Source organism: Tabrizicola sp. (genome assembly GCF_036781545.1).
Taxonomy (GTDB): domain Bacteria; phylum Pseudomonadota; class Alphaproteobacteria; order Rhodobacterales; family Rhodobacteraceae; genus Tabrizicola.
On record NZ_DAIQAT010000175.1, the window covers coordinates 1 to 7036 of the forward strand.

At 67.9% G+C, this 7036-nt stretch carries 7 protein-coding genes and 1 pseudogene; 6 read left to right on the plus strand and 2 right to left on the minus strand.

What is annotated here, in order from left to right; genetic code table 11:
* Window positions 1–98: 98 nt before the first annotated feature.
* Genes V7Q39_RS18040 through V7Q39_RS18050 form a run of 3 tightly spaced genes read left to right on the plus strand, consistent with a single transcriptional unit; the run spans window position 99 to window position 2211 of the window.
* Window positions 99–290: a hypothetical protein gene (locus tag V7Q39_RS18040; protein WP_333817996.1), complete on the plus strand. Its 192-nt coding sequence runs from the start codon at window positions 99–101 to the stop codon at window positions 288–290.
* Window positions 291–293: 3 nt separating this feature from the next.
* Entirely contained in the window at window positions 294–1475 is a 1182-nt protein-coding gene (locus V7Q39_RS18045) for a vWA domain-containing protein (RefSeq protein ID WP_333817997.1), read from the plus strand.
* 37 nt (window positions 1476–1512) lie between these two features.
* Window positions 1513–2211: a M48 family metallopeptidase gene (locus tag V7Q39_RS18050; RefSeq protein WP_333817998.1), complete on the plus strand. Its 699-nt coding sequence runs from the start codon at window positions 1513–1515 to the stop codon at window positions 2209–2211.
* Here V7Q39_RS18050 and V7Q39_RS18055 read toward each other — a convergent pair.
* The gene (locus V7Q39_RS18055) at window positions 2208–2675 is read right to left on the minus strand and encodes a DNA polymerase III subunit chi (RefSeq protein WP_333817999.1); all 468 of its coding nucleotides are present in this window, start codon (window positions 2673–2675) and stop codon (window positions 2208–2210) included. The genes V7Q39_RS18050 and V7Q39_RS18055 overlap by 4 nt on opposite strands.
* Window positions 2676–2769: 94 nt before the next feature.
* Window positions 2770–4239 carry a leucyl aminopeptidase gene (locus tag V7Q39_RS18060; protein WP_333818000.1) on the minus strand — a complete coding sequence of 490 codons (1470 nt, stop codon included), beginning with the start codon at window positions 4237–4239 and terminating at the stop codon, window positions 2770–2772.
* A 162-nt stretch (window positions 4240–4401) separates the two neighbouring features.
* Between V7Q39_RS18060 and lptF the strand changes: the two genes are divergently transcribed.
* From lptF to V7Q39_RS18075, 3 genes and pseudogenes are all read left to right on the plus strand, one after another.
* Window positions 4402–5520, plus strand: coding sequence for an LPS export ABC transporter permease LptF (gene lptF, locus V7Q39_RS18065; RefSeq protein WP_333818001.1), 1119 nt, complete (start codon window positions 4402–4404; stop codon window positions 5518–5520).
* The gene (gene lptG, locus V7Q39_RS18070) at window positions 5517–6614 is read left to right on the plus strand and encodes an LPS export ABC transporter permease LptG (RefSeq protein WP_333818002.1); all 1098 of its coding nucleotides are present in this window, start codon (window positions 5517–5519) and stop codon (window positions 6612–6614) included. The genes lptF and lptG overlap by 4 nt, the downstream gene beginning before the upstream one ends.
* Before the next feature lies 1 nt (window position 6615).
* Window positions 6616–7036, plus strand: a pseudogene (locus tag V7Q39_RS18075) (LPS-assembly protein LptD); the annotation flags it as partial.

Sequence of the window (7036 nt, forward strand, 5' to 3'; positions counted from 1 at the left end):
TGGGCGCGCTATGGCTTCGGGCCTGACAGCGAGGTCAAGGCCCGGATGCGCGACATCGCCGCCGTGGCGGACCGGTCGGCGAAGGGCTGAAGGGGCCGGTGCCCCGGAAATGGGGCGCGATGTTCGTGATCGGCGGGCTTCTTCTGGGGGCGATCGGCGGGGGATTGAGGGCGAAGGCGCGCGGCGGCAAGCTGGCCGACATCCTGCTTTATGCGGCGGCGCACGCGGTTATCTTCGGGCTGATCGGGCTGTTCATCACCATCTATCTCGACCGCATGTTGCGCGGCTAGGCCATGTTCCTGCCGTTCTTCCAGACCCTGCGGGAAGAAGCGGTGCCGGTCTCGCTGCGGGAATTCCTGAGCTTTCTGGAGGCGATGGTGGCAGGGCTGGTCATCTATGACCCGGAAGGCTTCTATCACCTCGCCCGGCTGACGCTGGTCAAGGACGAACGCCACATCGACCGCTTTGACCGCGCTTTCGCGCGGGCGTTTGCCGGGCTGGAGGGCGTGACGGCGGATCAGGTGCTGACGGCGCTGGACCTGCCGCGCGACTGGCTGGAAAAGCTGGCGGAACGCCATCTCAGCGCCGAGGAGCGGGCGGCAGTACAGGCGCTTGGCGGGTTCGAGACGCTGATGGAGACGCTGCGGCAAAGGCTGGCCGAGCAGAAGGGGCGGCATCAGGGCGGATCGAAATGGGTGGGGACGGCAGGCACCTCGCCCTTCGGCGCCTATGGCTACAACCCGGAAGGCGTGCGGATCGGACAGGATGCCAGCCGCCACCAGAGTGCCGTCAAGGTCTGGGACCGGCGCGAGTTCCGCAACCTCGACGGCGATGCCGAGATCGGCACCCGGACGATGAAGCTGGCGCTGCGCCGCCTGCGCCGCTGGGCGCGCGAGGGCGCGGCCGAGGAGCTGGACCTGGACGGCACGATCCGGGCCACGGCGGCGCAGGGCTGGCTCGACGTGCAGACCCGGCCCGAGCGACGCAATGCGGTGAAGGTGCTGCTGCTTCTGGACATCGGCGGGTCGATGAACCCGCATGTCCGGGTGATGGAGGAACTGTTCACCGCCGCCAAGGCCGAGTTCCGGCATCTGGAGGTCTTCTACTTCCACAACTGCGTCTATGAAGGCCTCTGGCGTGACAACCGGCGGCGCTGGGATCACCAGACCCCGACCTTGGACGTGCTGCGGACCTATGGGCCGGACTGGCGGCTGATCCTTGTCGGCGATGCGGCGATGTCGCCCTATGAGGTCACCCATCCGGGCGGCGCGAACGAGCACTGGAACCGCGAGGCGGGACAGGTCTGGCTGCAGCGGCTGCGCGCGCAATGGCCGCATCACCTGTGGATCAACCCGGTGGAAGCGCGGGCCTGGGGTCACGCGCGGTCGACCCAGCTTATCCGCGACATCTTCGAGGACCGGATGGTGCCGATGACGCTGGACGGGCTGGCGCGGGGCGTCCGCGAGCTGCGCTGAGCTTTGCAGGGCGGCCGCGGGTGACTATATCCGACACATGACCAAGTTCCTCCCGCTGATCCTTGTCGTCGCCTACGCCTTCCTGATGATGCGCTTTTCGGTCTGGCGTACGCGGAAGCTTCTGGACGAACGTTCGGTTCCCCTGACCGATCCGTCGATCACCCGCCTTGCCGACCGGATGGCGGTGGCGATGGGGGTGCCGGAGATCAGGGTGAACGTCTTCGAGGTGGAGCCGGTCAACGGCCTGGCAGCCCCGGACGGGCGGATATTCCTCACGCGCGGATTTCTGAACCGCAAGGCCCGCGGCGAGGTGACGCCGGAGGAGTTGGCGACAGTCATCGCGCATGAGATGGGCCATGTGGCGCAGGGGCACATGCGGCGGCGGATGATCGACTTCACCGGGCAGAACGCGGTCTTCGTGATGCTCTCGGCGCTTCTCAGCCGGTTTGTGCCCTTCGTCGGCGTCTGGATCGCCAACCTGATTTCAACCGCGCTGATGGCCCGCCTGTCGCGCCGCGATGAGTTCGAGGCGGATGCCTGGGCGACGGCACTGCTGATCAAGGCGGGGATCGGGACCGGGCCGCAGAAATCGCTTTTCCGCAAGCTGGGCGCGCTGACGCAGAACCATGCCGAGGGGATTCCGGCCTGGCTTCTGAGCCACCCGCATGTGGACGACCGGATCGCCGCCATCGAGGCGAACGAGGCGCGGTGGATGGGCGCGCGTCAGGGCGCCTAGCGGGCGGGGCTTTCGGCCTTCTTTTCCCAGCGGCCCGTCTCCTCGGACCAGTATTGCGCGGGGTGGCCGGCGGTGGTCATCGCCTTCCATTGTACGCGGGCGGCCTGCAGCCGGTCGGAGTCATTGCCGTCGAAGAGAACCCAGACCCGTTCCATTGCCGCAATCTCGGCATCGGTCGCTTCGGCGCCATCGACCAGCGCAAGGACCTTCGCGCCATTCGCAGGCAGCCCGAGGCCGAGAAGGACGGGTTGTTCGGCGTCCTGCGGGCCACCCTGCAGCCCATGCGGCAGGAAGCTGTCATCGCCGCCCTTCAGCCAGAGCGCGGCGTCGAGACGCTCCAGCGCTGCCGGATCGGTGCCCCGCACCATGACGCGCCAGCCTTGCATCAGCGCGCGGGGCGCGTTGACGGCCAGCGTATCGGCGGGGGCCGACTGCATCAGGTGGAAGAACATCACCGTGCCCAAGGTTCACGCCTTTCGGGTCCGCTCGTCGTGCGCCTCCGACTCCTCCTCGCTGCGCCGCGCCCCGCGAGGACCGAAGCGCAGCGCAGGAGGAGCCTCACCTTTCAAACTTGTCGCGGATCAGCCGGTCCAGCGCCATGACGCCCCAGCCGGTCGCCCCCTTGGGCGCAAGCGTGGTGTCGGCCTTCAGCAGCGCGGTCCCGGCGATGTCGAGATGGCACCAGGGCACGTCCGGCTTGACGAAGCGTTGCAGGAACTGCGCCGCGGTGATGGCACCGCCGTCACGGCCGCCCACGTTCATCATGTCGGCAATGCGGGACTTGAGCTTGGCGTCATAGGCATCGCCCATCGGCATCCGCCAGGCGCCCTCGCCCTCGGCCTTCGCGGCGGCGAGGAAGGCGTTGCAAAGGCCGTCGTCGTTGGAGAAGACGCCGGTGTTCTCATGCCCGAGCGCGATGATGATCGCGCCGGTGAGGGTGGCGAGGTTGATCATGCCGGTCGGCTTGAACCGCTCCTGCGCATACCACAGGACGTCGGCCAGCACGAGGCGGCCCTCGGCGTCGGTGTTGATCACCTCGATGGTGTCGCCCTTCATCGACTTCACCACGTCGCCGGGACGTTGCGCGCGGCCATCGGGCATGTTTTCGACGAGGCCGACGAGGCCCACGACGTTCGCCTTGGCCTTCCGCAGCGCCAGCGTGCGCATCACCCCGGCGACCACGCCCGCGCCGCCCATATCCATCGTCATGTCTTCCATGCCGGCGGCGGGCTTGATCGAAATGCCGCCGGTGTCGAACACCACGCCCTTGCCGATCAGCGCGAAGGGGGCCTCGCCCTTCTTGCCGCCGTGCCATTGCATGACGACAACCTTCGATGGGCTTTCCGACCCCTGCCCCACCCCCAGAAGCGCGCCCATACCAAGCTTGGTAAGCTCCTCCTCCTCAAGGATTTCGACGTCGAGGCCAAGTTCCTGCATCGCGGCAAGACGGGCGGCGAAATCGTGGGTGGTCAGCACGTTGGCGGGCTCGTTCACCAGGTCGCGGGTGAAGAACACCCCCTCCGCGACGGCGGCCATCGGGGCGGCGGCTTTTGCCACGGCCTCGGGGTTCGTCGCCATCAGCGTGACCGGGCCGGGGGCGGTCTTCTCACAGGTCTTGTGGCTGTCGAAGTCATAGGCGCGCATCGCAAGCCCGAAGGCGATGTCGGCGGCGCGGGCATGGCCCTCGGCCAGCACCAGCGAGCCCCCTGCCCCATGCGTCTTGCCCACCGCGGCCCCGGCCTTGCGGGCCTGCGCCTGGTCGGCCTTCTTCGGCAGCCGGATCAGTTGCACCGCGTCGGCGGCAAGCCCCGGCGGAAAGGCAAGCTCCATCACCTCGCCCGGTTTCAGCTTGCCGAAGGCGTCGGAGCCCGCCGCACGGGCCAGCGCCCCCTTGCTCAGCCGGTCCAGCTTCCTGAAGCCGGGGCTGGATGGCTGGCCCGCATCCGCCAGAACGGCGATGCGACCCTTCGCATTGGCAAGAGATTCAAGATCGGTGGCCTGGAACTGGATCGGCAGGGGTTTCGGCATCATCCACTCTCATCTGGTCGGGTTTTCGCGCCCCGCAGCGGGTCGGGGCGGCGGCTTGGTCGGGACGCTACAACCCTGCCCGCCGATTGGCCAGATAGCAGTTTTCGCCGCCGGTGAATTCCGCTAGGGTCGCGCCTAGATGTTGTAGGGGACGGGTCGGGCGTGTCTAGATTCGACAGATATCTCTTGTCGCAACTGCTTTCGCTGTTCGGTTTCTTCGCGCTGGTGCTGGTGGCAGTCTACTGGGTCAACCGGGCGGTGGGACTGTTCGACCAGCTGATCGGCGACGGACAGTCGGCGCTGGTCTTCCTGGAATTCTCGATCCTGACCCTGCCGAACGCGATCCGGCTGGTCCTGCCCATCGCGGCCTTCGCGGCGGCAGCCTATGTGACCAACCGCCTGATGCAGGAAAGCGAACTGGTGGTGATGCAGGCCACGGGATTCTCCATGTTCCGCCTGGCGCGGCCGGTGGTCTATTTCGGCCTCTGCGTGATGATCATGCATGCCGTCCTGTCCAACCTTCTGGTGCCCGCCAGCCAGCGCATCCTGAGCGAGCGCTCGGCCGAAATCTCTGAAAACGTGACGGCGCGCTTCCTGAATGCGGGGCAGTTCATGCATCCCGCGAAGGGGATCACGCTTTATATCCGCGAGATCACCCCGACGGGCGAGCTTCTGGACCTGTTCCTGTCGGACGAGCGGGCGACGGGCAGCCGGGCGATCCATTCCGCGCGCAAGGCTTTTCTGGTGCGGGGCGAGGTGGCGCCGAAGCTCGTCATGGTGGACGGATCGACCCAGACGCTGAACCGGGCGGACGGGCGCATGGCGGTGACGCGGTTCTCCGACTTCACTCTGGATCTTGCCGGGCTGGTGAAGGTCGGCGAGACGGGGCAGATCGCGCTGAACGCACTGCCGACGCCGACCCTGCTGCAGGCCCCGCCCGAGGCGCTGGCGGCGACCGGGGCGACGGTCGCGCAATTCCTGGAAGAGGGGCACACGCGGCTGGCGGGGCCGCTGATGTCGGTCGCGGCGCCGATGATCGGCTTTGCGGCGCTAATGCTGGGCGGCTTCTCGCGCTTCGGCCTCTGGCGGCAGATGGGGCTGGCGATCCTTCTGCTGATCGGGATCCAGATGGCCTGGACCTGGGGCGGCAGCACGGCCGCCGCCTCGGCCGCGGCCTGGCCCGCGGTCTATCTGGGGCCGGTCATCGGCATCGTGGCGGCGATGGGCCTTCTCTGGCAAGCGCAACGACCGCGGCGACGGCGGCGGAGCGTGCCCGCATGACGCTGAGCCTTTACATCGCGCGGCGCTTCCTGGGCAGCGTGGGCAAGGTCTTCCTGGCCTTCTTCGCGATCCTGATGCTGATCGACATGATCGAGGAGCTGCGCCGGTTCTCCGATGCCGGGATCGGGCTGACCGGGGCCGCGCATATGGCGCTTCTGAGCGTGCCGGAGACGATGTATCGCATCCTGCCGCTGATCATCGTGATGGGCGCGATCGCCAACTTCCTCGGCCTCGCGCGGTCCTCCGAACTGGTGGTGGTCCGCGCGGCGGGGCGGTCCGGGCTGCGCTTCCTCGTGACGCCCCTTCTGGTCTCGGTCGCGCTGGGACTGGTGGCGGTGGCACTCTTCAACCCGCTGGTGGCGGCGACGTCGAAGGCCTATGACGACGCGCGCTCCAGGCTCAGCCAGGGCGGGCGGTCGGTGCTGTCGGTCGCGGATACGGGCCTCTGGCTGCGTCAGGGGTCGGGCGAGGGGCAGACGGTGATCCAGGCGGCGCGGTCGAACCTGGACGGGACCCAGCTTTTCGGCGTGACCTTCCTCGGCTTCGACCAGAAGGGCCAGCCGACCCGGCGGATCGAGGCCGAGGCGGCGAAGCTGGTCGCCGGGGCCTGGCAGCTGACCGGAACCAAGACCTGGGACCTGACGGCCGCGAACCCCGAGCAGACCGCGGTCAGGGCCGAGGGGCCGGTGGCGCTGGCCTCGGACCTGACGCCCGAGCGTATCCGCGACAGTTTCGGCACGCCCTCGGCCATCGCCTTCTGGGACCTGCCCAACTATATCGGCGACCTTGAACGTGCGGGCTTCTCGGCCCAGGCCTACCGGCTGTGGTATCAGATGGAGCTGGCCCTGCCCATGCTGATGGCAGCGATGGTGCTGGTGGCGGCAGGTTTCACCATGCGGCATGTGCGCTTCGGCGGCACCGGCAAGATGGTGCTTTATGCGCTGCTGGCGGGCTTCGGTTTCTTCTTCCTGCGCAACTTCGCCCAGGCGCTGGGGGATGCCGGGCAGATCCCGATCCTTCTGGCGGCCTGGAGCCCGCCGCTCGCGGCGGTGATGCTGTCGCTGGGGCTTCTGCTGCATCTGGAGGACGGCTGAGATGGCCCGCCTCCTGACGCTTGTCGCGTTGCTTCTGACACTGGCCCTGCCCGCCCGGGCGCAGGAGCAGGCGACGCTGGTCTCGGACAGTCTGGAGATCACCGGCGACACGCGGCTCATCGCCGATGGCCATGTCGAGGTGTTCTTCAAGGGCCGCCGGTTGACCGCCAGCCGCATCATCTTCGACCAGGCGACGAACCGGCTCGAGATCACCGGCCCCATCGTCCTGACCGAGGATTCGGGCGACACGCTGATCCTGGCAAGCCAGGCCGAGCTTGCGGCGGACATGTCGGAAGGCATCCTGACCAGCGCCCGGCTGGTGCTGAACCAGCAGCTGCAACTGGCGGCGAACCGGATCATGCGCGTCTCCGGGCGCTATACGGCGTTGCAGACGGTGACGGCCTCGTCCTGCAAGGTCTGCG

Excerpts from the sequence above, each read along its gene's own strand:
- V7Q39_RS18045 (WP_333817997.1), top strand. The coding sequence starts at position 294 with ATGTTCCTGCCGTTCTTCCAGACCCTGCGGGAAGAAGCGGTGCCGGTC.
- V7Q39_RS18050 (WP_333817998.1), top strand. The coding sequence starts at position 1,513 with ATGACCAAGTTCCTCCCGCTGATCCTTGTCGTCGCCTACGCCTTCCTG.
- V7Q39_RS18060 (WP_333818000.1), bottom strand. The coding sequence starts at position 4,239 with ATGCCGAAACCCCTGCCGATCCAGTTCCAGGCCACCGATCTTGAATCT.
- lptG (WP_333818002.1), top strand. The coding sequence starts at position 5,517 with ATGACGCTGAGCCTTTACATCGCGCGGCGCTTCCTGGGCAGCGTGGGC.